Genomic DNA, 23,356 nt, shown 5'->3' with positions numbered 1-23,356 from the left:
TTCGTGGCGAGCGGGCGGGGCGGCGGTGGTGGTGCGGATGCGCGAGCTGCGGCGGGACGGGGCGGGGCGGGCGCGGAGGTCCGCGCGGCCGGCGGCGAGCGGGATGCGCGACGTGGCGTGTCTGCGATGCTAGCGGAGCGAGGCCACGAGTTCGTCGAGGTCTTCGACCACCACGTCGGCACCCGAGTCGAGCAGCTCCTGCGCCCCGACACCGCGGTCGATGCCGACCACCAGCCCGAACGCGCCGTCGCGGCCCGCCTGCACGCCGGAGTGCGCATCCTCGACCACCACGCACTCGTCGGCGGTGAGGCCGAGGAGTTCGGCGGCGCGGAGGTACGTGTCGGGTGCCGGCTTGCCGGGGAGGCCTTCGGCGGCGGCCACGAGGCCGTCGACGATGACCTCGAAGCGGTCGCGGATGCCGGCGGCGCGGAGCACGGGCTCGGCGTTGCGCGAGCTCGACACGACGGCCACCTCGTACCCGGCGGCGAGGGCCGCGGTGAGGAAGTCGAGCGAGCCGGGGTAGGGGGCCACACCGTTCTCGGCGAGCTCGGCGGCGAAGGCGTCGTTCTTGCGGTTGCCGAGGGCCCAGACGGTGTCTTCGCCGGCCGGGTCGTCGGCGGTGCCGTCGGGCAGCGTAATGCCGCGGGAGGTCAGGAGCGAGCGCACGCCGTCGACGCGGGGCTTGCCGTCGATGGAGAGGTAGTAGTCGTCGTCGGTGTATGCGGCGGCGCCCTGGGCCTCGAGGTAGGGCGCGAAGAGTCTGGCCCACGCGCGCATGTGCACCTCGACTGTGGGGGTGAGCACCCCGTCGAGGTCGAACAGGAGGGCACGGGCGGTCTGCAGGCGGCTCGCGTCGCGCAGCACGGTCTCGGTCATGCGATCAACGTTACGGGGTGGGCGTGAACACCGTGTTATCGGTGCGTTTCGAGTTGCGCCCCATGGCCACCCGCCCGCCGATACGCTGGGGGAATGCACGGTGAGTACAAGGTGCCCGGGGGGAAGCTGGTCGTCGTCGACCTCGACGAGGTCGACGGCCGCATCACGGGCTTCCGCCTCGCGGGCGACTTCTTCCTCGAGCCCGACAGCGCGCTCCCGCTGATCGACGCCGCCGTCGAGGGCCTGCCGAGCGACAGCGACGCCGCCACCCTCGCCACCGCCGTCCGCGGCGCGCTGCCCGAGGGCGCGCAGCTGCTCGGCTTCTCGCCCGAAGCCGTCGCGGTCGCCATCCGCCGCGCCCTCGCCAAGGCCACGAGCTGGGACGCCTACGAGTGGCAGCTCATCCACTCCGGCCCCGAGACCCCGCAGATGCAGCTCGCCCTCGACGAGGTGCTCACCAACGAGGTCGGCGAGGGCCGCCGCAAACCGACCCTCCGTATCTGGGAGTGGAACCGGCCCGCCGTGGTGATCGGCAGCTTCCAGTCGCTGAAGAACGAGGTCGACCCCGCCAACGCCGAGAAGTACGGCTTCGAGGTGGTGCGCCGCATCTCGGGCGGCGGCGCCATGTTCATGGACGCGAACTCCGTCGTCACCTACTCCATCTACGCCCCCGCGGCCCTCGTGCAGGGCATGACCTTCGCCGACTCCTACGCCTTCCTCGACGAGTGGGTCATCACCGCCCTCAAGTCGCTCGGCATCGAGGCGTTCTACCAGCCGCTCAACGACATCTCCTCCACCAAGGGCAAGATCGGCGGCGCCGCCCAGAAGCGCCTCGGCAACGGAGCCGTGCTGCACCACGCCACGCTGAGTTACGACATGGACGGCGAGAAGATGACGGAGGTGCTCCGCATCGGTCGCGAGAAGATGAGCGACAAGGGCACCACCTCGGCCGCCAAGCGCGTCGACCCGCTGCGCAGCCAGACCGGTCTGCCGCGCGCCGAGATCATCGACCGCCTCGTCGCGACCTTCACCGGCCTCTACGGTGCGCATCCCTCGCAGATCACGGATGCGGAGCGCGCGGCCGCCGAAGAGCTGGTGCGCACCAAGTTCTCCACCCCCGAATGGATAGGACGAGTTCCATGAAATACGCCTTCGACGACCCCTCGCTGCCGGTGTTCACTACCACCGACCTCGAGGCGGTCGCCCCGCTCGACGTGCCGGAGTTCGGCAACGACGACGCGGTCGAGCTCGGGTCGATCGCGGTCGACCTCATCCGCGAGCGCGGTCTCGACCTCGCGGTGGAGGTGCTGCTCGGCGACGACACCGTATACCGCGCGAAGCTCGGCGACACCGGCCTCGGCAACGATCCCTGGCTCGCGGGCAAGGCGGCGGTGGTGCGGCACTTCAAGGTGCCGTCGTTGCTGGTGAAGCGCCGCTTCGAAGAGGCGGGCCGCGAGTTCACCGAGGCGGAGGACCCCGACATCGACCACGAGGTGATGCGCGCCCACGGCGGCTCGGTGCCGATCTTCGCGGCCGGCCAGCTCGTCGGCACCATCACCACCTCGGGCGAGCCCGACGTCATCGACCACCAGACGACGGCGGATGCGGTGGCCGCCTTCCTGGCGCGCCGCGCCTCAGCCCCTCAGCTCACGTAGCAATTCGCCCCACAGCTCCGGTGCGACCCGGTAGGGCGCGCTGAACGACAGGCGCTGAACCAGCCCGTCGAAGCGGGCGTGGAGCCCCGCGGCGACCTCGGGGGGAGTGCCTGAGATGGCGAAGGCGTCGAGCATCTCGTCGGTGACGAGGTCGGCCATCGCCTCCCACTCCCCGCGCAGCGAGCCCGCGTGCAGGGCGGAGTGCACGGACTCCCACCCGTGGAGTTCGAGCACCGGGAGGTAGGTGGGCGTCGATCCATAGAACGCGATCTGCCGCTTCACCGCGCGCTGCGCCTTCCGCACGGCGTCGGGGGTGTCGCCGATCGCGATGAACGCGGGCAGGCTCACCTCGAAGGTGCGGTGTGCGACGGCGCAGTCGCCCGCCGCAGCGCGACCGCGCGCGATGGCGGGCAGGCTCACCTCGCGCAGGTACCGCTCCGTCGTGAACGGGTGCGCGAGCATCCCGTCGGCCACCTCGCCCGCCACCTCGGCCATGCCCGGCCCCACCGCCGCGATCGTGACGGGAGGCGGCCCGAACGGGTTCGGGCCGGGGCTGAACATCGGGGGCATGAGCGTGTGCGTGTAGAACTCGCCGGCGAAGTTCAGGCGGGTTCCGGTGTCCCACGCCTCCTGGATCGCACGGAGCGCGCGCACGTACTCGCGCATCCGGGCGGCGGGCCGCGACCACGGCATCGAGAAACGGCGTTCGATGTGCGGCTTCACCTGCGACCCGAGCCCCAGCACGAAACGGCCTGACGACACGAGCTGGAGGTCGTTGGCGAGCACCGCGGTGCTCATGGGGCTGCGGGCGAAGGCCACGGCGATCGACGTGGTGAGGCGCACCCGGCTCGTGGCGCGGGCGGCGAGGGCGAGCGCGACGAACGGATCGTGCCCGAGCTCCACACCGAGCACCCCGTCGAAACCGGCCGCCTCGGCCTGCGTGGCGGCGAGTTCGAGCTCGAGCGGACCGGCGGAGACGTCGCCGCCCGCGTCGATCGCGAACGGAACGGACGGGGTGGGTTCTGCGGGCTGCGCGTCGTCGGGCATGCGCCCATTGCAGCGCATCCGGTGGCCGGGCGCATCCGGGCTGTGGGGTTCCGACAGCGTCAGCCGCGGTCGACGAGCTCCTGGTAGTCGGGGTGCTCGTCGATGAAGTGGGCGACGAAGGTGCACTGCGGCACGACGGTGAGGGCGCTCGAGGTGCGCACGTCGTCGAGGGCGTACTCCACGAGGCGGCCGGCGAGCCCGCTCTGGCGGCGGGCGGGGTCGACCTCGGTGCGGGTGAACACGATGCGGGAACCCTCGAGGCGGTAGTCGGCGAAGCCGGCGAGCTCGTCGTCGAGGGCGATCGTGTAGCGATTGCGGCGGACGTCGTTGCGGATCGAGGTGCTCATGGAGGTGCTCATCGTGAGGCGAGGATACGCCCCGAGTCTCGGAACTGTCAGAATTGCACGGTGCCAGTCGGAGATCCGCCCCTCGACCCCCGGGCGGAGTTCGCGCCCGACGCACGCGGCGAGGGCCTTCTGCACCACGCCGACAACCTCTCGGTGCTGCCCGCGTTCGCGGACGCATCCTTCACCCTCATCTACCTCGATCCGCCGTTCAACACGGGGCGGCAGCAGGGCCGGCAGCCCATCACCTCGACGCGCACGGCACCGGATGCGGAGCCCCAGGAGCGCCGGCGCGACCGGGTCACCGGGTTCAAAGGCCAGCGCTATGACCGCATCAAGGGCGACCTGCTGAGCTACGACGACCGGTTCGACGACTACTGGGCCTTTCTCGAGCCGCGGCTCGTGGAGGCGTGGCGGCTGCTCGCCGACGACGGCACGCTGTACCTGCACCTCGACTACCGGGAGGCGCACTACGCGAAGGTGCTGCTCGACGCGCTGTTCGGGCGGGAGAGCTTTCTCAACGAGATCATCTGGGCGTACGACTACGGGGCGAAGTCGAAGAGCCGGTGGCCGACGAAGCACGACACGATCCTGGTGTACGTGAAGAACCCGAAGGGGTATTGGTTCGACTCGGTGGCGGTCGACCGGGAGCCGTACATGGCGCCGGGGCTGGTGACGCCCGAGCGGGCGGCGCGGGGCAAGCTGCCGACCGACGTGTGGTGGCACACGATCGTGTCGCCGACGGGGCGCGAGAAGACGGGATACCCGACGCAGAAGCCGGAGGGGGTGCTGCGGCGGATCGTGCAGGCGTCGTCGCGCGAGGGGGACTGGGTGCTCGACTTCTTCGCGGGCAGCGGCACGACGGGGGCGGTGGCGGCGGCGCTCGGGCGGAACTACGTGCTCGTCGACGAGAGTGCGGATGCGGTGCGGGTGATCCGGGAGCGGTTGCCCGGGGTGCGGGTGGTGTGACGTCCGGCATCCGCGCGACCGCGGCGGGTCAGCTGCTGTCGCGCTCGACGAGGTGGGTGGGGATGAGGGTGCGGTGCGGCGGGGTGTCGCCGGCGAGGCGGCGGACGAGCACCTGCGCCATCTGGGCGCCGAGCTCGGCGGAGGGCTGGTGCACCGTGGTGAGCGGCGGCGTGATCGTGGCGGCGAAGGTATCGTCGTCGTAGCCGACGACCGCGACGTCACCCGGCACCGACAGCCCGTGTGAGAGGAGCGTGCGGATCGCACCCGCCGCCATCTGGTCGTTCGCCACGAACACGCCGTCGAGCCCGGTGCCCGTAGCCGCCCCCGTCGACTCCGTCGCCGCGAGCAGTCGTTCCATCGCGGCGGCACCCGAAGCCTGCGTGAAGTCGCCGAACTCCACGCGGTCGGCGGGGGCGCCGGCCGCCCCCAGTGCGTCGCGCCACCCTTCGAGGCGGTCGATGCCGGCGGGCATGTCCTGCCGGCCGGCGATCGTGGCGATGCGGGTGCGCCCCCGCGCGAGCAGGTGCTCGGTGGCGAGGCGCGCGCTGGCGCGGTTGTCGACGTCGACGAACCAGGCGTCGGCCAGTTCGGGGTTGACGGGCCGGCCGCCGAAGACGATCGGGAGGGTGTCGCCGAGCCCGAGGTAGGAGTGGTCGGAGGCGTGGTGCGACACCACGAGGGCGCCGTCGACGTTGCCGCCGAGGAGGTAGCGGCGGGTCTTCTCGGGGCGCGACTCCGACGCTATGAGGAGGTTCAGCGTGTAGTCCGTGTCGCTGAGCGCCCGGGCGACACCGCGCACCACGGGGGCGAAGAACGGGTCGGCGAACACGGTCGAGGTCGACTCGGGCACGATGAGCGCGATCACGTCGGTGCGGCGGCTCGCGAGCGACCGCGCCATGCGGTTCGGCACGTAGTTGAGCGCCTCGACCGCGGCGTGCACGGCCGCGGCGGCCTCGGGCGCGACCGAGGTCGAGCCGTTGACCACCCGTGACACCGTGGCCCTCGACACCCCGGCCGCGGCCGCCACCATCTCGAGCGTGGGCGTGCGCCCGCCCGGCGCCGCGCCCTTCATCTCCACGCCCTCACGAGCCCACCGTACCCGCTCGCGAAGCGCGTTCTCACCCGGCGGCGGCGATGATCGCCGCGTAGGCGTGGGCGCTGTCCTTCGGGGTGCGCACGAGGGTGTCGTAGTCGACCCGCACGATGCCGAAGCGCTTGCCGTAGCCCCAGGCCCACTCGTAGTTGTCGAGCAGCGACCACACGAAGTAGCCGCGCACGTCGGCCCCGTCGGCGATCGCGTCCGACACCGCGGCGACGTGCTGCTCGATGTAGCTCGTGCGCAGCTCGTCGTGCACGGCCTCGGCACCCTCGGAACCGTCGGCCGCGGCCCCGTCGTGCGACACCACGTCGTCGTACGCCGCACCGTTCTCGGTGACGTACAGCGGCGGCAGCGTCGGATACTCCTGCCCCAGCCGCACGAGCAGCGTGCGCAGCCCCGCGGGGTGCACCTCCCAGCCCATCGCCGTGAGCGGCAGGTCGCGCAGCGGGAACGTGACGTACTCGGCGTTCACGAACGGCGACGACACCGCTCGTCCGCCCTTCACGCCGTGCGGGTCGCCGGCGTCGTCCGCGCCGCCGCCGCCCAGCGAATGACCGCTCACCTGGTCGTCGTGGTAGTGGTTCACCCCGAGGAACTCCAGCGGCTGCGCGATGATCTCCAGGTCGCCCGGCCGCACCAGCCCGGTCTCGCTCACGGTGTCGAGCCCGAACTCGGCGAGGTCGGCGCGAATGTCGGCCGGGTACTCGCCGCGCAGCAGCGGGTCGAGGAAGATGCGGTTGTTGAGCGCGTCGATGCGCCGCGCCGCCTCGAGGTCGACCGGGTCGGAAGGGTCGCGCGGCACCGCGTTGGTGAGGTTGAGCGTGATGCCGAGGTTCTGAGCCCCCAGTTCGCGCAGGCGCGCGACCGCCAGGCCGTGCCCGAGGTGCTGGTGGTGCACGGCGGCGACGGCGGCCGCCGGCTCCTGGCGCCCGGGCGCGTGCACGCCCGAGGCGTAGCCGAGCAGCGACGAGCAGAACGGCTCGTTGAAGGTGGTCCAGTGCTGCACCCGATCGCCGAGCGCCTCGTACACGACCTCGGCGTAGTCGCGGAACCGGTAGGCGGTGTCGCGATTCGCCCATCCGCCCTTCTCCTCCAGCGCCTGCGGCAGATCCCAGTGGTAGAGCGTGAGCCATGGCAGGATGCCCGCGCCCAGCAGCTCGTCGACGAGCCGCGAGTAGAAGTCGAGCCCGGCTTGGTTGGTGTAGGCGTCACCGGGCCGGATGCGCGCCCAGCTGGTCGAGAAGCGGTACGACTGCAGCCCCAGCTCCTTCATGAGCGCCACGTCGGCCGGCATGCGGTGGTAGTGGTCGACCGCCACGTCGGGGGTGTCGCCGTTCAGGATGGCGCCTGGGATGCGCGCGAACGCGTCCCAGATCGACGCCTCCTTGCCGTCTTCGAAGGCCGCGCCCTCGATCTGGGCGGCTGCGGTGGCGGAACCCCAGAGGAAACCAGGGGGAAACGATGTCATCGGAATACTCCTCGAAACGGATGCGCCGCTGCGCTGGTCGGCGGTGAGAGCGCTCTCCCAGCCTAGCGTGAGGCCCGCGCGCCCGCTGTCGCTGTAACAGAAGTCCACAAAGGGCCTCCCGCGCAGGTGGTCGTGCGAGTCTGATGCATCATGACCGACCAGCACCTCCCGCCCACCTCGCGCCGACCCGGCTTCGCGACCCAGCAGGTGCACGCCGGGGTGCCGGGGGCGGGTGCCGACGGCAGCGCCGTCGCCGGCGGTCCGCAGGCCGGCGGCGTGAACCCGCGGGCGACCCCCATCCACCTCAGCGCGGGCTTCGTGTTCGACGACTTCGAGCAGGCCCGCGACCGCTTCGCCGGCACCGACGACGGCTTCACCTACACGCGCATCGGCAACCCCACCACCTCGGCCCTCGAGGGGCGCATCGCCGCGCTCGAGGGCGGCCGCGGCGCCATCCTCGTCGGCAGCGGGCAGGCCGCCGTCTCCACCGCCGTGCTCGCCCTCCTCGCCGCAGGCGACCACCTCGTGTCGGCGACCAGCATCTACGAGGGCTCACGCGGCCTCTTCCTCGACAACTTCGGCCGCCTCGGCATCGAGACCTCCTTCGTGGCCGACGCCAACGACGCTGCCGAGTGGGACGCCGCCGTGCGCCCCTCCACCAAGGCGTTCTTCGTGGAGTCGATCCCGAACCCGAAGAACGACATCGTCGACATCGCCCTCGTGGCCGAGGTGGCGCACCGCCACGGCATCGCCCTCATCGTCGACAACACCTTCGCCACGCCCTATCTCGAGCGCCCGCTCGAGCACGGCGCCGACCTCGTGGTGCACTCGGCGAGCAAGTTCCTCGCCGGTCACGGCACCGTGCTGGGCGGCGTGGTGGTGACGGGTGACGGCTTCGACTGGGCGGTGACGGATGCGCGGGGCGCGCGGTTCCCGCACCTCACCTCTCCGGTGGCCGCGCTCGGCGGGTCGAGCTACGTCGAGCGGTTCGGGCGCGACGCGCTCGCCGTCTACGCGCGCGACGTGGTGGTGTCGCGGTTCGGGCCGACGCCCTCGCCGCTCAACGCCTTCCTCATCCAGCAGGGCATCGAGACACTGTCGCTGCGGGTGTCGCGCCAGTCGGAGTCGGCGCTCGCCGTGGCCCGCTGGCTCGAGCGCCACCCGCTCGTGGAGTCGGTCGACTACGCGGGACTCGAGTCGAGCCCCTACCGGGCGCTGGCCGCGCGGTACCTGCCGAGGGGGCAGGGCTCGGTGTTCGCGTTCACGCTGCGGGGCGGCGCCGAGGCGGCGCGCACCTTCTTCGACTCGGTCGGGCTGTTCACCCGCATGACCCACCTCGGCGACGTGCGGTCGCTCATCATCCACCCGGCGTCGACCACGCACGCGCAGCGCACGCCCGAGCAGCGCGCGGCCGCCGGCATCGGCGACGGGCTGTTGCGGCTGTCGATCGGGGTGGAGGACGTGGACGACCTGCTCGACGACCTGGAGCAGGCCTTCGGCGCGGTGCTCGCGGGCGAGGCGGGCCGTGCCGTCGCGGCCGCGGCGGATGCGCACCGTGCATCCGGAACCGAAGCCGACGCGCCCGGTGCATCCGGCACCGACGCGCCCCGCGCATCCGACACCGCCCTGTTCGCGGGGGCGGCGTGAGCCGGCTGCAGCACTTCGGCTGGTTCCTCTCGCGCGGCTTCGGGCCGCACGGGTGGGGCCACCCCTCCCTCGACTGGGACTACGACTGGACCCGCCCCGAGCTCTACCAGCAGTCGGTGCGCACGCTCGAGCAGGCGGGCTTCGACCTCGTCATCATCGAAGACGCCCTCTCGCTCGGCAACGCCGAGACGCTCGACCTGCGCATCCGGAGTGCCTACGGCGGGCCGAAGCACGACCCGCTGTTGCTCGCGCCCTACCTCTTCGACGTCACGTCACACATCGGCATCGCCCCCACGGTGAACCCGCTCGCCTACTCGCCCTATCAGGCGGCGCGGCAGTTCGCGACGCTGCAGCACCTCAGCGGGTCGCGCTTCGGCATCAACGTGGTGACGGATGTGGGATCGTCGCGGCACTTCGGCGTGCCCGCGCTCGACCACGACGGAGCCTACGACCGCGCTGAGGAGTGGCTCGCCGCGGTGAAGCGGCTGTGGGCGAGCTGGGGTGAGGATGCGCTGGTGGCGGATGCGGCCACCGGACACTTCGCCGACGGGTCGCGGCTCGACGCGTTCGAGCACCGGGGGGCGGCGTTCTCGTTCGACGGGCCGCTCAACGCGCTGCCGTTCGGGGGCGCGGGGGATGCGGGAGACCCGATCGTGGTGTCGCCGGGGGGATCGCCGCGCGGGCTCGGGTTCGCGGGCGCGAACTCGCAGGTGCAGCTGGCGCTGGCATCGCTGGATGCGGCGAGCATCCGGGACTACCGAGCCCGAGTGCACGAGGCGGCGGCCGCTGCGGGGCGTACGCCGGCCGACATCGACGTGCTCTTCGTGTTCAAGCCGATCGTGGTGTCGAGCGCCGAGGAGGCGCGGCGGCTCGTCGAGGCGTCGTCGTCGCCGGATGACGACGTGCTGCGGTCGGTGGCGGCGGGGCAGTCGAGCGACCTCGAGACCGACCTGCTCTCGCTCGACCTCGACCGGCCCGTCGACCCGGCGATCTTCGGCGATCACGTCTCGCGCGGGTCGATCAAGGGGCTGCTCGGCGGGTTCGACTCCTTCGCCGACGCCACGCTGCGCGAGCTGCTCACCGCCAAGGCGCGGCTCGGGCGGATCGCCACGCGCGACGGCTTCGTGGGCACGGCGGGCGAGATCGCCGACTTCATCGAGGAGATCGGCGAGGAGGCCGACAACGACGGCTTCATCTTCTCGGGCGACCTGCACCCCGTGACCGTGCACCGCATGCTCGACGAGCTCGTGCCCGAGCTGCGCCGCCGCGGCGTGCTCCGCCGCAGCTACGGTGCCGGCGGTCTGCGCGGCAACCTCCGCGACTTCTGACGGCGCCTGCTCCGCGATTCCTGCGTGAGTGAACCTACTTGCCGGAGTCGGGGGCGGCAGGGCGCTGCACGGGGGTGCTCGCGGTGTCGGGGAGCACCATCGCGCCCATCTCCTCGGCCGCCAGCTGCGCCTGGATGGCGGCGTCGTCGGCGTGCGCCTCCTCGAGGGCCGACTTCGCGCGCAGCGGTGTGGCCTTGAGGAAGAAGCTCAGGATGAACGCGACGGCCACCACGGCCAGGCACACCCAGAAGACGGTGGAGGTGGCGTTCGCCCAGGCGTCGACGAAGGGCAGCGTGAGCCGTGGGTCGGCCCCGACGAGGAACGAGGTGTCGCCGCTCAGGGCGTCGCCGATCGACGACGGGTCGGTCTGCGCGTTGGCCAGGATCTGCAGGATCGCGGCATTGGCCGGGTCGCTCTGCACGGCCGGGTCGGCGACGGCGGCCTGCGCCCCCGCGATGATGTCGGGGTTCGTGAACGCCGCGGGCAGAGTGGTGCCGAGGCGCGAGAACAGTACCGAGAACACCACGGCGGTGCCCAGCGTTCCGCCGATGGAGCGGAAGAACGTGGAGGCCGAGGTGGCCACACCGATGTCGCGCGGGCCGGCCGAGTTCTGCGAGGCGATCGTGAGGGTCTGCATGAGCTGACCGAGACCGAGACCGATCACGAGCATGCCGAGCAGCACGTACCAGACGGGTTTGTCGGCCGAGACGAAGGTGAGGTAGAAGAAGGCAGCGACGAGCAGACCGGTGCCGAGGATGGGGAACAGCTTGTAGCGCCCGGTGCGCGAGATGAGCTGACCCGACACGATCGAGGCGATCATGAGACCGAGCACCATCGGGATCATCATGAGGCCCGCCTCGGTGGGCGTGGCGCCGGTGGCGATCTGCAGGTAGTTGGGCAGCGTCATCATGGCACCGAACATGCCGAAGCCCACGAGCACGCCGAGGATGGTGGCCATCGAGAAGGTGGACGACTTGAACAGCTTGAGCGGGATGATGGCGTCGTCGCCCATCTGGCGCTCGACCACGATGAACAGGATGAGGCCGAGCGGCGCGATGACGTAGCAGGCGATGGCGCCCCACGAGCCCCAGCCCCACTCGCGGCCCTGCTCGGCCACCAGCAGGATCGGCACGACCGTGAGCACGACGGCCGCCACCCCCCACCAGTCGATGCGCACGGTGCGCTTGGTGTGCGGGATGTGGAGGAACAGCAGCACGATCACCATCGCGATGGCACCGATGGGCAGGTTGAGCAGGAAGATCCAGCGCCAGCCGGTGATGCCGAGGATCTGGTCGGCGCCGGAGAGCAGGCCGCCGAGCAGCGGGCCGATGACGCTCGAGATGCCGAAGGTGGCGAGGAAGTAGCCCTGGTACTTCGCGCGCTCGCGCGGCGCGAGGATGTCGCCCATCACCGTGAGCGCGAGCGACATGAGGCCGCCGGCGCCGAGGCCCTGGATGGCGCGGTAGATGGCGAGCTGGTACATGTCCATCGCGAGGCCGGCGAGCAGGGAGCCCACGAGGAAGATGGCGATGGCGATGATGTAGAGCGGGCGGCGGCCGAAGATGTCGGAGAGCTTGCCGTAGAGCGGGGTGGAGATGGTCGACAGGATGAGGTAGCCCGTGGTGACCCAGGCCTGCAGGCTGATGCCGTCGAGGTCGTCGCCGATGGTGCGCATCGAGGTGCCGACGATGGTCTGGTCGAGCGAGGCGAGGAACATGCCCGCCATGAGCCCGAAGATGATGAAGAGGATCTGGCGGTGGGTCATCTTGCCGCCGGACTCGCGCAGCTGATCGGCGCGGGCCTGGGCGGACGACGAGGGGTTGGTGCGAGACATGGGTGTCCTCAGGACGAAGCGGAGGGGGAGGGCGCGAAACGTGCGCACACTGCAAAGTTACACCCGGTCAACTATCTGCTCAACGCAGGGCACCCTCAGCCGCCGAAGAGACGCGAGAACAGGCCCTTGCGCCGGGGCTCCCAGCCGGCCTCGTCGAACACTCGCAGGAGCGGGTCTTTGATCTCGTCGGTGTCGAAGCGGTAGCCGTAGCTCTGGCCGACGTGGTCGCCCTGCCGGTCGGTGACCTTGGCGAGGATGGCCGCGCCCAGGTCGAACTTGTACGACTTCTTGTGGCCCTTGAACGTCGAGCGCTCGTAGGAGAAGCCGATGCCGTCGCCTCCGGCCGTGAGGCCGGTCTCCTCCACGACCTCGGCCTCCTCGAACGCGAAGGTGGACTCGGTCTCGTCGAGCACGACCTCGAGTACGTAGTCGGCGTCGACCGAGCCCGCGCCGAGGAGGGCGGCCCATTTCTGGTCGGCGTAGTTCCAGCGCCCCACGACCCCGGTGGGGGTGGCCTCGTAGACGAAGGGACGCTCGGGGCCGTTGAGTGCGAGGATGCTCGCCTGAACCTGGTCGAACGTGGCGGTCACAGGCTCAGGCCGCCCCGGTAGCCCCGCCGAGCGATGCGCTCGCCTGCACCTCGCGGAGCTCGCCCCAGTACTCCTGCGCTTGGGGCCCCGAGGCCGTGGCGGTGATCTGCACGAGGTCGACGGCGGTGCCGTGATCGATCACGGCGATCCGCACCGCCTGCATGAGCAGCCCGACGCGAGGATCGGGATAGCTGAACTCGATCCGGTAGCCGGGCTGTCCGAGCACGTCGAGCTCGTCGCGCCCCAGTTCGGCCACGCCCTCGATCGCCTCGACACGCTTGATGACGCCCTCGACGGCGGTGGCGAGGGCATAGCCGGGAGCGAAGCGGGAGACGGCCACGACCACGTTCGGTCGGAACTGGCCCTGCTCCACCGATTTGCCCGCCGCCAGCACGGCGCCCGACACGGCGAGCGGCTTCCAGTCATCGGGGACCGAGAGGGAGAGGGAGGGGAACGCCGGAGCGGCCTCGCTCGGGAAGGAGATCGTGTGGGTCATGATGTGCCTTTCTGCACGGAGAGGGTCAGGTGGAGGGGAGGGTGCGTCAGAACGGCCAGACCGACTCCAGGCCCTCGACGAACTGCTTGGGGCTCAGGGAGAAGTCCATCGAGACGCTGCCTCCGACACCGAGTGCCACACCGGCGTCGATCGAGAAGCTGATCTCCTCGTAGGTGAGCTGCACGTCGGCCTCGGCCTTGGCGCCGACTCCGGCCCAGACCTCGCCGCCGATCCCGGCACCGACACCTCCCACGGAGAGATCGACGTCGCCTCCGGCGCGGGCGCCGGCGAAGGCATCGACACCGGCGTTCACCCCGACGCCGTTCGGGCCGATGGTGCCGCCGACCTCGGCGTCGACCTCAGCGCCGGCCATCGCGTGGGCTTCGCCCGCCACGCTGCCGATGCCCGTGTCGATCGACCCCTCGGCATTCGCCTCGGCACCGACCAGTGCCTCGGCCGACGCATCGGCGACGTAGTTGCCGTTGGCGTCGACCCCGGCGCCGGCCTCGGCGAGACCTTCCACTCCCGCGAAGGCGTCGGCCGATCCTTCACCCGAGACGTGGCCGGACTGGAACTCGCCCGACGCCTCGGCGCCCGCTCCCCACTGCCAGCCCGCAGAGGCGCGGTGATCGACCTCGCCTCCGGGCCCGTAGGTGCTGTCGGCGTTCGCGTAGCCCTCGCCGCCGTAGAGGTCGCCGGAGCCGGTGCCTGTGGCGAAATCGCCTAAGCCGCCCCCGCCGCCGCCACCTGCGCCGCCGCCCGCCGAGCCGCCACCGGTGCTGCCGCCACCCGGCACGCCCGGTGCACCCGGCACCCCGGGGAGGCCCGGGATGCCGGGAAGTCCGCCCGACCCGCCACCGAATGCACCGGCGTCGGTCGACGCGCGGTCTTGCTCGTCGGCGTTGCGCACCAGGTCGCCGCCGCCCGTGCGAAGAGCCTGCGCCGCGGCCTTCAGCTGCGAGGCGTAGGTGGAGTTCCACTCGGAGCGGAACTCCACCGCATCCGGCCCCTGCCACGCCTGAGTGTGGTTCACGCTCGTGGTGAGCGTGGTGCCGACCGTGGTGAGCCGGTCGGCGGCCGACTCGAACTGCTTCGCCAGGCGGCGCAGTTCGGCGACGTCGGCGCCGTAGAAACCTCCGGTCATGGCTTCCTCTCAGACGTGCGGGGCGGATGGGGCGAGTGGTGAGGCGAACACGCGATCGGTCGAGGTGACCGATCAGACGTTGGAGGTGGCCTCCTGGTCGTTGGCGTTCTTCGCGGCCTTCTGCGAGGCGTCTTCGAGAGCGGTGATGACCTGCTTGAGCGCGGCGGTGTGCGTGGTGTTCCACTCGTTGCGGAAGTTCTCCGCGTCGGGACCGGTCCACTGCACGCTCTGGAGGGCGCTGGTGAGGGTGGTGAGGATCTGCTGCACCTGCTGCGACTGCGTGTTCAGCTGCTTGCTGAGCGAGCGGACCTGTTCGACATCGAGACCCCAGACGGCCATTGTTCTCTCCTTACTCTCCGCGGGCCGGGAATTCCGGACCCGCTACTTCCTGTGGGGCGTTCCCACGAGAAAGACCATACGGACGGGTGTCGAAGACGGCGATGGGGAGAACTCCCCATTCATCCCTCATGCTGCGCCACCTGCACCTTCGAGACCCGGCCCCCCTGCACGAAGAACCCCCGGCCAGCCGGGAGATCCGCCCGCTTGAACCGTCCGAGCGAGGTGCCCAGAAGCGAGTCGCCGTCGAGCTCTCCCGGCACCAGCAGCAGGCCCCGTTTGGAGTTCTTGAAGGGTGCCGCGAGAGTCCACGCCGCCGACCAGGTGGAGCTCTCGCTCTCGCCCACGACGAAGACGTCGTCGCGGAGCGCGCGCTTGACCAGCCGGTCGACGTCGGCTTCGGCGGGTGAACCGTTGAGGTCTCCCACGTTCTCGACGAACACCGCGAACTGCTCGGGCCGCAGGGTGCCCGCGTCGAGCTGGGCGGCCACGTCGTCGGCGAAGGCCCCGATCTGCGCCGGGTCGTGGAGGCTCAGCGACCACAGCGGCAGTGCGGTGAGGCTGGTAGCTCTCGGTGAGAGGTGCACCAGGCGGATGCCCGGATTCGCTCGACGCAGCGCCGAGGCCACCGTGGCCAGCGCCGTCGACCGGCCGCTGCCGGGCGTGCCGGCGACGAGCAGAGCCCCCCGAGGCTCGACCGCGAACGGCTGGAGGTCGTCGTCGCGCACTCCGACCACGGGCCGGCCCGCCGCTGTCGCCGGGAGGGAACCGAGCGGGATGGACTCGGACAGCGTCAGCACGGGTGGTGCCGGCGGAATCCCCTGCCTCGTCATGGCCTCGGCGAGCTTGGCGATCTCGCGTGCCTGCACCGCGACGTTGGAGTCGCCGCCCAGCACCGCCACCTGCACCTCGTCGCCGCCCTGCACGCCGCGGCCGGGGGGCGAGACGGCCGAGAGAGTGTCTTTCGGGGCGCCCATCAGGGTGTAGTCGTCATCGCTCGCCATGCGCAGCACGAGCTTCTTCTGCACCGTCGACCCGAGCGAGGCGGGAACCGAGTTCGGCCGGTCGCCGGCGATCACGATGTGCACGCCGACCTGCCGCCCGTCGGTGGCGATCTGCGAGAACGTGGTGAACCAGGCGGAGTGCCCGCCGAACTCGTACTGCTCGCGGAACGCACCGATTCCGTCGACGAGCACCAGGATGCGCGCCTCGTCGGGTTTGCCGGCCAGACGGCGGTAGTCGCCGATGCTGCCGGCGCGCACCGCGGAGTACCGGGCCGACCGGTCGTCGACGAGGTCGCGGAGCATGCGGAGCAGGCGGATGACCCGCTCCTCGTCGTCGCCCGAGATGACGGCACCCACGTGCGGCAGCTCGTCGAGCATGCTCAGTCCGCTGGAGCCGAATTCGAGCCCGTAGACGTGCACCGGACCGCCGCGCGGAGTGATCGCGGCGGCGACGGCGAGGGTGCGCAGGGTGCTGCTCTTGCCGGCGCCCCCGGTGCCGTAGACGGCCATGTTGCCGTCGCGGTCGGGCTCGTAGAACACGGTCGGCTGGCTCTGATGGGCCGGATCGTCGATGACACCGAGCAGCAGCCGCTCGTCGGTGCGGGGGTTCGGGAGCAGCGAGAGGTCGTAGACGGAGGCGAGTTCGTCGAGCCAGGGGCGGCGGGGTGCGGGGATCCGGGCGAGCTCGGCGGCCGTGCCGATGGATCGCACGAGCCGGGCGATGTCGGTGGGGCCGGGTTCGGACTCCTCCGCGACGCCGGACTGCGCCGGCTCCCAGCTGGCGCCGGTGCCGAATCCGAACTCGACCAGATCGACCCGCGTGGGTTCGGGCTCGGAGCTCGTGTGCCCGCCCGCGTAGGCGGTCTGGAAGGCGGCGATGCGGCCGGGACCCGTCTTCGCCGCGCCGCGGCCGGGCACGGACTGGTCGAAGTAGGCCGCCATCGGATCGCCCAGGATGTCGGCGGAGTCGTCGGCGTCGGCCATGCGCAGGGCGATGCGCAGGTTGGTGTTGGCGCGCAGGTTGTCTTTGATGACCCCAGCCGGCCGCTGGGTGGCGAGCACGAGGTGGAGCCCGAGCGATCGCCCGCGCTGCGCGACGTCGACGACACCGTCGACGAACTCGGGAACCTCCTGCACGAGCGCGGCGAACTCGTCGACGACGATGATGAGGCTCGGTGGCGTGTCGGGGTCTCCCGTCTTCTCGAGCGAGACCAGGTCTTTCGCCTTCTTGCGGTTGAGCAGGTGCTCGCGGTGGCGGAGCTCGGCACGGAGGCTCGTGAGCGCTCGTCTCACCAGGTGGGGGCTGAGGTCGGTGACCAGGCCTACCGTGTGCGGCAGATCGACGCAGTCGGCGAAGGCGGCACCGCCCTTGTAGTCGACGAAGAGGAAGGTGGCGCGGTCGGGGCTGTGCGCCGCAGCCATCCCGAGCACCCACGACTGCAGGAACTCCGACTTGCCCGCACCCGTCGTGCCGCCGACGAGGGCGTGCGGGCCCTGGGCGCGCAGATCGAGATGGAACGGCTCGGTGCCCGTGTGGCCCACCAGGGCCCTGAGCGACCCCTCCTTCGCCCGGCGCACGCGGGGAGCGCCGTCGCGGGCCGCGATCGAGCCGCTCTCCCGCCACCGGTCGATCACGGCCTCGGGAACATCGGCGAGCTCCGACCCGGTGAGGGCGAGGTAGGAGACCGACCGGGGGAGATCGGACTCGTCGTCGACCGGGGCCCCCACGTCGACCACCGGGGCGAGGCGCCGGGCGAGCCGCGAGGCCGTGGAGTCGTCGACGGTCTCGCAGTCGAGCGGGAAGGTGTGCTCGCCCAGCCGCACCTGGCCCGCGGTGGCACTGCCGGGAGCCCCCTGGTCGAGGCTGACGAAGCTGCGGCACGCCGCGGGCAGGTCGCCGATCGAGGGTGCCGACCAGAGCACGTGCACGCCGGCGTCGGCGCCACGCTCGACCAGCCGGGTGAGCCGGCCGCGGTCGACCGGCGCGTCGTTCTCGACCACGACCACCACCGTGGGCACGTGCGGTCGGGGCAGCTCCTCCTTCTCGCCGGCGCCCTTCTCACCGAGCGGTCCGCGGAGGGTGGGAGCACCCGCGCCGCGCTCGTCGATCAGGTGCTCGAGCCGCGACAGGAGGGCTGCCCCGCTGCCGGGGCTGTCGGCGAGGTGGTCTCCGTCGAGAGGGCTGTGCGGCGAGCTGGTGTGCGGCAGCCATTCCAGCCACTCCCACTCCGACCTCGACGACGGCGAGGCGAGACCGCAGAGCACCAGCTCGGCGGGGGAGTGCAGGGCCGCCAGCTGCACCACGAGCCCGCGGGCGACGCCCGCGCGGTCGGCGGTGGCGCCGGCCACCCCGAGCGCGCCCGCGCGCCGCAGCTCCACGACGATCGGCACCCCGTCGATGCGCTCGAACCGCTCGGCCGTCTCGGAGACCTGCGCCCAGTACTCGGGCAGGGCGTCGTTGTCGTTCGGCAGCCGGATGCGGTCGCGGCTCGGGGCCGTGCCGACACCGAGCCTCGCCGTGAGGAATGCGGGGTGCTCGGGCCGGTGCGTCCACAGCAGCGGCCCGAGGCGCTCCACGGCGTCGATGGTCGCGCCGACGGCGGGCGCCTCGGTGAGCCGCACGGCGCGCTGCACCCGCTGCCGCTCGTGCATCGACGAGACGAAGGCGTCGAGAGAGGAGGTGAACTGCGCGATGGCGTCGCGCAGCTGCCGCCTGCTCTGCAGCGTGTGGTCGGCCCAGGTGCCGATCATGATGAGCGGGCTCAGCGCGATGAAGACGAGGCTGAGCGCCGACCCGGTGGCGAGGAAGAGGATCGGCCCCATGAGCAGCGGGGCGATGAGCGCGATGATGGGGAACCGCAGCGGCTGCGGCTTCTTCGGAGGAACCGGCGCGGGCACCTCGTCGCCGGGGTAGCGCGCGACCACACGCGGCGACCGATTGAACTCGACCACGGGAGTGGACGGTGCGGTGCCGCCGAGCCGGCGCAAGGGCACCACGCTCACGGCCGTGTCGCCCAGCACCACCACGTCGGCCGACGACAGCGCGGCACGGGCGACCGGCTCGCCGCCCATGAGCAGACCATTGGCCGAGTTGAGGTCGGAGATCTCGACCTGGTCGCCGACGGTCACCCTGGCGTGCCGCTTCGAGACCAGGCCGTCGCTCAGCCGCACGTCGATGCCGCGCTCGCGGCCGATGTAGCTGGTGCCGAACGGCAGCGCGAACTCGGCCCCCGCATCCGGCCCGCTCAGCACGCGCAGCGTGGCCGCGGCAGGACCGGTCGCGCCGGGCGACGCGAACTCGGGGCTGTGCGTGGCCAGCTCGAGCACGGCCCCGGACCGCACGCCCGAGTCGAGCAGGTCGGATGCGGGGTCGATCACGCGCTGGCCTCCACTGATGTCGGTGACCTTCAGCGTGAGCCCTGCAGGCAGAGCCTCGGCGCGAGCGACCGAATCTGTGGACGATCCGACAGCCGCGGGTGCCTGTGCAGGAGTGCTCCGCTGGGGATCGGCCAGCGCGATCGCCGCCGCCACGTCGCCGACGGTCGCGGTGGCGTCGGCCGTGATCTGGAGCTGACTCGTGCTGCCGCCGGGGCGGACGAAGCTGGCCTTGATGCGCATCCGGGTTACTGCCTGTCGTCGGTGTCGGGGTGGGGGGCGTCGAGCAGCGGGAGGTCGGCCCGGGTGACCAGGCGCGAGAGCACCGCGTACTCCACCAGGCGCGCCCGGCGGTTCGTCGCGAGAGCGCCGACGCCACCGCGGAGTCCCTCGACACCGCTGCGGCTCAGCTTGTCGCACACGTTGTCGAGCTTGCGGTTGAAGCGGCTGAGCGCCCACCCGAGCCGCTCCGCTGCCGCCTGCGACGACGGGATCTCGCTCGTGCCGGTGCCCTCGCGCCGCAGCATCGTCTCGGCGAGGGCCAGGATGAGCAGCTTCTGCGAGGCGGTGAAGGTCACCGCTCCGACGGTGGTGGCGCCGCCCGCGTCGACGACGGGGGCCAGGTCGACGAAGGTGGGCGCCGAGGTGTGCACCGTGAACTCGTAGCTGGTGGGACCGGCGGTGAACACGACCGTGGTGAGACCGAACACGATCGGCATGCGGGCGCCCGGTGCGAGCCAAGCCTGCATGGTGCGAGACGAGTCGGAGACGGTCGCCGACAGTCGCGACCCCACGTTGGCGAGCCACCACATGCCGTCGATCTGCGAGATCTGCAGAAAACGCCGGTGCAGGTACTGGTTGTCGTCGATGTCGAGATCGGCGTCGCGCCCGATCTCGAACGGTCGCGCGGGGTCGAGCGCGAACCACTCGCCGCAGAACTCGACGCTCGTCGCGGGTGCCGTCTCGGTCATGGCGCGCATCCTCTCGCCGGTTCGGAGGCCCGGCCGTCACCGCGCACGACGACCACCTCGATGCACACCGGGGCGCCGGCGGTGGTGGGCAGCACGGCCATGGGCTGGTCGGTGCGCGAGGCCTGTCCGGTCTCGGTCGCGGTGGTCTGGGCCCAGGAGTAGGTGTCGCCGTCGCGGGGGTCGGGGTTCGTCCAGGTGAACTCCACCGAGTCGCCCGCGGGGGAGAGAGCGCCGGTGAGCTCGGCCGGTGCCGCGACAGTCTCGACCGCGATCTCGTCGACCGGGGCGCTCGAGGCCTGCTCGGCGTCGTCGGCGCTCTGCTGCGCCGGGGAGCCGGCGGGCGAGAGGGCGAAGACGAGTCCACCGACACCGAGCAGCACCACCACCACGGCGCCGGCGACGAGGTAGGGGAGGGCCCGCCGGCGCGGCGGGCGGTGGGTGTCTGGATGCGCGCTGTCGCCGACTTCTCCGGCAAGGGCCGGCGGGCGGCGCAGAGTGGTGTCGACGGCCGGTTCGAGCGGCACGGCGTGAGAGGCGGATGCGCGGGGCCGGGGGCCGGGATCGGATGCGCCTGGTGAACTCGAGGGGGTAGGGGAGGGGCGGGCCGGTGTCGGCGGCAGGGTCGCCGGGCTCGGCGAGGACGGGGACGAAGGCGAGTGCGGCGACGAGGGCGCGGAGGCCGGCGCGGGCGGCGTACCCGGGCGGGTCTGCGTGTGTCCGGGTGCCCCCGCGGTCGGCCGCGACGGACCCGTCGGATCGATCGTCACGATCCCGCGCACGCGCGTGCTGCCCTCGTCCTCCTCGTCGTCGCGGGCCTCGGGAACGTGCTCGTCGAGCACGTCGACCGGCGTCACCGCCATGCTCAGCTCGAGCTGCACCTTCTGCAGCGCGCGCGCGAACTCGAGCGCGGAGTCGTAGCGACCGGCCTCGGCCGGAGCCATGGCCGTCGCGAGAACCTGCTCGAGCGAGGGCGGCACGTCGGCGCGGCCGGTCGGCAGCAGCCGGGCGGTCTGGATGCGGGCGATGAGGTCGAGCCCCGAGTTCGCGCCACCGGGCACTTCGAACGGCGAGCGGCCCGCGAGCAGCGTGTAGACGGTGGCGCCGAGCGAGTAGATGTCGGCCGGTGCACCCGACGACGGATCGGCGGCGAACACCTCCGGCGGCGACCACGGGATCGACATCCCGACCGACTCCTGCTCGGCCCCGCCCCCGACGAGGGCAACCGAGATGCCGAAGTCGGTGAGCGCGGGCCGGTTGTATTCCGTCACGAGAATATTGGCCGGCTTGATGTCGCGGTGGAGGATCCCCGCGCGGTGCGAGGTCTCGACCGCGCCCGCCACCTGCACGCCGATGCGCAGCGCCTCGGCGACGCCGATGCGCTCCCGGCGGTAGCGCGCACCGAGGTTCGGCTTCGGGCAGTACTCCATCGCGAGGTAGGGCCGGCCGTCGTCGGCGATGCCCGCCTGGTAGATCGTGACGATCGACGGATGCGTCGACAGCTGCGCCATGAGGTTCGCCTCGGCGTCGAAGCTCTCCCGCGCCCCGGGGGTGAGCGACTCGCTCAGCAGCACCTTGATGGCCACACGGCGACGGGGCAGTCGCTGCTCGTAGAGGAAGACGTCGGCGAATCCACCGGAGCCCAGCAGTTCGACGTAGTCGAACCCCGGGATGCTCGGGGGCGAGGAGGGAGGCCGGCGCGCGTTCACGGGATGTCCTCGAAGGTGACGGTCACTCCGTCGCCGAGGTCGACCACGTCGCCGTCGAGCACGAGCACGGGCTCGTTCGGGGCGAGACGCAGCGGGGGAGCGCCCACGCGGTGGCGCACCGAACCGTTCGTGGTGTCGAGGTCGACGACGAGCACGTGCCGGCCCTCCAGCCGCACCTCGAGGTGGTTGCGCGAGATGTCCTGCTCGGGGCTGGGCACGGTGACGAGCAGCGGCACGTGGTCGGGCTGCACCCGGTTGGCGCGGGGGCGCCGGCCGATCACCACCGGGCGGTCGAGCGGATGCACGTCGCCGGTGCTCAGCACGATGCGCCCCAGCGAGACCGCGTCGGCTCCGTCGCCGGAATCCGCGGCCGGCGCCGGCGCGGCCGACTCCAGCCGGCGCAGGGCCTCGAGCTCGGACACCGTCACGGTCAGGCCGTCGTGGTCGTCGTCGGCGACCGCCGCCGCACCGGGCGTGACGGCGGAGGCTTCGGGCGCGAGGGCAGGGGCGGGCGCGGCGGGCGCGGGGGGCACGGTGCGGGCATCGAACCCGGGGGTGGGGGCGCCCACTGCTCCGAAGTCGGGGAGCGAGTCGATGAGTCCCGTGCTCGGCGCCACAGGTGCCGCCGGTGCCGCCGGTGCGGGCGGCTCCGGGGCCGTCGTGGATGACGACGGAGCCGCGGCGACGATGTCGGGCGCGGTCGACGGTGCCGGCGCGACCTCGACGGGTTCCTCGTCGTCGAGGTCGCGCACGGCGGCGTCCTCGACCGACTTGACGACGGTGGCCCCCCAGAGGTGGTCGTAGGCGTCGTCGGGCAGTTCGTCGCGCGTGCTCTCCAGATCGTCGATCACCGCCTCCACCGCGGGGGAGACGGCCGGCGAAGCGACCGGGGAGGCGGCCGACGTGGGCGCATCTCCGGTGGGTGCCTCGGTGGAGAGGGCCGGCGGGGTGGGGATCGATGTCGTGGGGGCCGCTGCCATGGATGCCTCATCCGGCTGCACCTCCACAGCACCGCCGCTCCCATCCGGAGTGAGCTCCACCCGCGAGCAGAGCACCACGCCGTCTGCGATCACGAACCGCTCGCCCGGCGCGTGCGTCTCCGCACCCGTCTCGATCACCACGCCGACCGCCGACGCCACCACGCGTTCGCTCCACGTCGTCACGTCGGCCCCGGAGACCTCGTAGCCGCCGCCCGACTCGGTCACCGCGGCCACCAGCGGCCCCCGCACCGCCAGCCGCACCGACCCGCCTTCCACCGCAGCCACGGCGAACGGCGGGATCGACCGCAGACTAGTGCCGAACGCCCCCGTCAGCGACTCGAGCACCGCGCCCAGCCCGTGTCCGGCGGCGAGCGACGCGCGGATGCGCTCGAGCGTCTCACCGGTCACCCCCGAGGGCAGCACGGCGACGCCCTGCGGCGTCACGGCGGCGCGCCACGGTCCCGGTGTGTAGTGGATGGTCGTCATC

At 71.9% G+C, this 23,356-nt stretch carries 19 protein-coding genes; 5 read left to right on the top strand and 14 right to left on the bottom strand.

Features of this window, described 5'->3' with window-relative positions:
- Positions 1-129: 129 nt before the first annotated feature.
- On the bottom strand, positions 130-876 hold the full coding sequence (locus tag N1031_RS03170; protein WP_259478142.1) for an HAD family hydrolase: 747 nt from the start codon (positions 874-876) through the stop codon (positions 130-132).
- Between the two features lie 93 nt (positions 877-969).
- On the opposite strand from N1031_RS03170, the gene lplAB reads away from it, so the two are divergent.
- Both lplAB and N1031_RS03160 read left to right on the top strand, forming a co-directional pair.
- Entirely contained in the window at positions 970-2,019 is a 1,050-nt protein-coding gene (gene lplAB, locus N1031_RS03165) for a lipoate-protein ligase LplAB (RefSeq protein WP_259478141.1), read from the top strand.
- The gene (locus N1031_RS03160) at positions 2,016-2,531 is read left to right on the top strand and encodes a heme-binding protein (protein ID WP_259478140.1); all 516 of its coding nucleotides are present in this window, start codon (positions 2,016-2,018) and stop codon (positions 2,529-2,531) included. The genes lplAB and N1031_RS03160 overlap by 4 nt, the downstream gene beginning before the upstream one ends.
- Here N1031_RS03160 and N1031_RS03155 read toward each other — a convergent pair.
- On the bottom strand, positions 2,511-3,578 hold the full coding sequence (locus tag N1031_RS03155) for a TIGR03617 family F420-dependent LLM class oxidoreductase (protein ID WP_259478139.1): 1,068 nt from the start codon (positions 3,576-3,578) through the stop codon (positions 2,511-2,513). The two genes, N1031_RS03160 and N1031_RS03155, sit on opposite strands and share 21 nt — an antisense overlap.
- Before the next feature lie 59 nt (positions 3,579-3,637).
- A complete protein-coding gene (locus N1031_RS03150; protein ID WP_259478138.1) occupies positions 3,638-3,925 on the bottom strand; it encodes a GNAT family N-acetyltransferase in 288 nt (95 codons plus the stop codon).
- A 129-nt stretch (positions 3,926-4,054) separates the two neighbouring features.
- On the opposite strand from N1031_RS03150, the gene N1031_RS03145 reads away from it, so the two are divergent.
- Positions 4,055-4,891: a DNA-methyltransferase gene (locus N1031_RS03145; RefSeq protein WP_259478506.1), complete on the top strand. Its 837-nt coding sequence runs from the start codon at positions 4,055-4,057 to the stop codon at positions 4,889-4,891.
- A gap of 28 nt (positions 4,892-4,919) precedes the next feature.
- On the opposite strand, the gene N1031_RS03140 is transcribed toward N1031_RS03145, so the two are convergent.
- Together N1031_RS03140 and N1031_RS03135 are read right to left on the bottom strand one after the other, a co-directional pair.
- Complete coding sequence (locus N1031_RS03140; RefSeq protein ID WP_259478137.1) at positions 4,920-5,963, bottom strand: LacI family DNA-binding transcriptional regulator; 1,044 nt, start codon at positions 5,961-5,963, stop codon at positions 4,920-4,922.
- A 46-nt stretch (positions 5,964-6,009) separates the two neighbouring features.
- The gene (locus N1031_RS03135; RefSeq protein ID WP_259478136.1) at positions 6,010-7,458 is read right to left on the bottom strand and encodes a glycoside hydrolase family 1 protein; all 1,449 of its coding nucleotides are present in this window, start codon (positions 7,456-7,458) and stop codon (positions 6,010-6,012) included.
- A 150-nt stretch (positions 7,459-7,608) separates the two neighbouring features.
- On the opposite strand from N1031_RS03135, the gene N1031_RS03130 reads away from it, so the two are divergent.
- Both N1031_RS03130 and N1031_RS03125 read left to right on the top strand, forming a co-directional pair.
- On the top strand, positions 7,609-9,105 hold the full coding sequence (locus N1031_RS03130) for an O-acetylhomoserine aminocarboxypropyltransferase/cysteine synthase family protein (protein WP_259478135.1): 1,497 nt from the start codon (positions 7,609-7,611) through the stop codon (positions 9,103-9,105).
- Positions 9,102-10,433: an LLM class flavin-dependent oxidoreductase gene (locus N1031_RS03125; protein ID WP_259478134.1), complete on the top strand. Its 1,332-nt coding sequence runs from the start codon at positions 9,102-9,104 to the stop codon at positions 10,431-10,433. Before N1031_RS03130 ends, N1031_RS03125 begins: the two co-directional genes overlap by 4 nt.
- 34 nt (positions 10,434-10,467) lie before the next feature.
- On the opposite strand, the gene N1031_RS03120 is transcribed toward N1031_RS03125, so the two are convergent.
- From N1031_RS03120 to N1031_RS03080, 9 genes are all read right to left on the bottom strand, one after another.
- Complete coding sequence (locus N1031_RS03120; RefSeq protein WP_259478505.1) at positions 10,468-12,198, bottom strand: MDR family MFS transporter; 1,731 nt, start codon at positions 12,196-12,198, stop codon at positions 10,468-10,470.
- Positions 12,199-12,362: 164 nt separating this feature from the next.
- Positions 12,363-12,857, bottom strand: coding sequence for a hypothetical protein (locus tag N1031_RS03115; RefSeq protein WP_259478133.1), 495 nt, complete (start codon positions 12,855-12,857; stop codon positions 12,363-12,365).
- A 4-nt stretch (positions 12,858-12,861) separates the two neighbouring features.
- The gene (locus N1031_RS03110; RefSeq protein ID WP_259478132.1) at positions 12,862-13,353 is read right to left on the bottom strand and encodes a hypothetical protein; all 492 of its coding nucleotides are present in this window, start codon (positions 13,351-13,353) and stop codon (positions 12,862-12,864) included.
- Positions 13,354-13,399: 46 nt separating this feature from the next.
- A complete protein-coding gene (locus N1031_RS03105) occupies positions 13,400-14,497 on the bottom strand; it encodes a hypothetical protein (protein WP_259478131.1) in 1,098 nt (365 codons plus the stop codon).
- A 72-nt stretch (positions 14,498-14,569) separates the two neighbouring features.
- Entirely contained in the window at positions 14,570-14,836 is a 267-nt protein-coding gene (locus N1031_RS03100; RefSeq protein ID WP_259478130.1) for a WXG100 family type VII secretion target, read from the bottom strand.
- Between the two features lie 119 nt (positions 14,837-14,955).
- Positions 14,956-19,455 carry a type VII secretion EssC family protein gene (locus N1031_RS03095; RefSeq protein ID WP_259478129.1) on the bottom strand — a complete coding sequence of 1,500 codons (4,500 nt, stop codon included), beginning with the start codon at positions 19,453-19,455 and terminating at the stop codon, positions 14,956-14,958.
- A 5-nt stretch (positions 19,456-19,460) separates the two neighbouring features.
- Positions 19,461-20,183 (bottom strand): FHA domain-containing protein, encoded by a 723-nt coding sequence (locus N1031_RS03090; protein ID WP_259478128.1) that lies wholly within the window; start codon positions 20,181-20,183, stop codon positions 19,461-19,463.
- Positions 20,180-21,889, bottom strand: a complete 1,710-nt coding sequence (locus tag N1031_RS03085; protein WP_259478127.1) for a serine/threonine-protein kinase — start codon at positions 21,887-21,889, stop codon at positions 20,180-20,182. The genes N1031_RS03090 and N1031_RS03085 overlap by 4 nt, the downstream gene beginning before the upstream one ends.
- Positions 21,886-23,355: an FHA domain-containing protein gene (locus N1031_RS03080; protein WP_259478126.1), complete on the bottom strand. Its 1,470-nt coding sequence runs from the start codon at positions 23,353-23,355 to the stop codon at positions 21,886-21,888. The genes N1031_RS03085 and N1031_RS03080 overlap by 4 nt, the downstream gene beginning before the upstream one ends.
- Position 23,356 lies beyond the last annotated feature (1 nt).

This window comes from Herbiconiux moechotypicola, from assembly GCF_024979255.1.
Classification (GTDB): Bacteria; Actinomycetota; Actinomycetes; order Actinomycetales; family Microbacteriaceae; genus Herbiconiux; species Herbiconiux moechotypicola.
Note: the sequence above shows the minus strand (reverse complement) of the source record. Positions and strands in the feature narration are given on the sequence as shown.

Bases quoted from the DNA above. Each gene is read 5' to 3' on its own strand.
- N1031_RS03170 (WP_259478142.1), bottom strand. From the start codon at position 876: ATGACCGAGACCGTGCTGCGCGACGCGAGCCGCCTGCAGACCGCCCGT.
- lplAB (WP_259478141.1), top strand. From the start codon at position 970: ATGCACGGTGAGTACAAGGTGCCCGGGGGGAAGCTGGTCGTCGTCGAC.
- N1031_RS03160 (WP_259478140.1), top strand. From the start codon at position 2,016: ATGAAATACGCCTTCGACGACCCCTCGCTGCCGGTGTTCACTACCACC.
- N1031_RS03155 (WP_259478139.1), bottom strand. From the start codon at position 3,578: ATGCCCGACGACGCGCAGCCCGCAGAACCCACCCCGTCCGTTCCGTTC.
- N1031_RS03150 (WP_259478138.1), bottom strand. From the start codon at position 3,925: ATGAGCACCTCGATCCGCAACGACGTCCGCCGCAATCGCTACACGATC.
- N1031_RS03140 (WP_259478137.1), bottom strand. From the start codon at position 5,963: ATGAAGGGCGCGGCGCCGGGCGGGCGCACGCCCACGCTCGAGATGGTG.
- N1031_RS03135 (WP_259478136.1), bottom strand. From the start codon at position 7,458: ATGACATCGTTTCCCCCTGGTTTCCTCTGGGGTTCCGCCACCGCAGCC.
- N1031_RS03130 (WP_259478135.1), top strand. From the start codon at position 7,609: ATGACCGACCAGCACCTCCCGCCCACCTCGCGCCGACCCGGCTTCGCG.
- N1031_RS03120 (WP_259478505.1), bottom strand. From the start codon at position 12,198: ATGACCCACCGCCAGATCCTCTTCATCATCTTCGGGCTCATGGCGGGC.
- N1031_RS03110 (WP_259478132.1), bottom strand. From the start codon at position 13,353: ATGACCCACACGATCTCCTTCCCGAGCGAGGCCGCTCCGGCGTTCCCC.
- N1031_RS03105 (WP_259478131.1), bottom strand. From the start codon at position 14,497: ATGACCGGAGGTTTCTACGGCGCCGACGTCGCCGAACTGCGCCGCCTG.
- N1031_RS03100 (WP_259478130.1), bottom strand. From the start codon at position 14,836: ATGGCCGTCTGGGGTCTCGATGTCGAACAGGTCCGCTCGCTCAGCAAG.
- N1031_RS03095 (WP_259478129.1), bottom strand. From the start codon at position 19,455: ATGCGCATCAAGGCCAGCTTCGTCCGCCCCGGCGGCAGCACGAGTCAG.
- N1031_RS03090 (WP_259478128.1), bottom strand. From the start codon at position 20,183: ATGACCGAGACGGCACCCGCGACGAGCGTCGAGTTCTGCGGCGAGTGG.
- N1031_RS03080 (WP_259478126.1), bottom strand. From the start codon at position 23,355: ATGACGACCATCCACTACACACCGGGACCGTGGCGCGCCGCCGTGACG.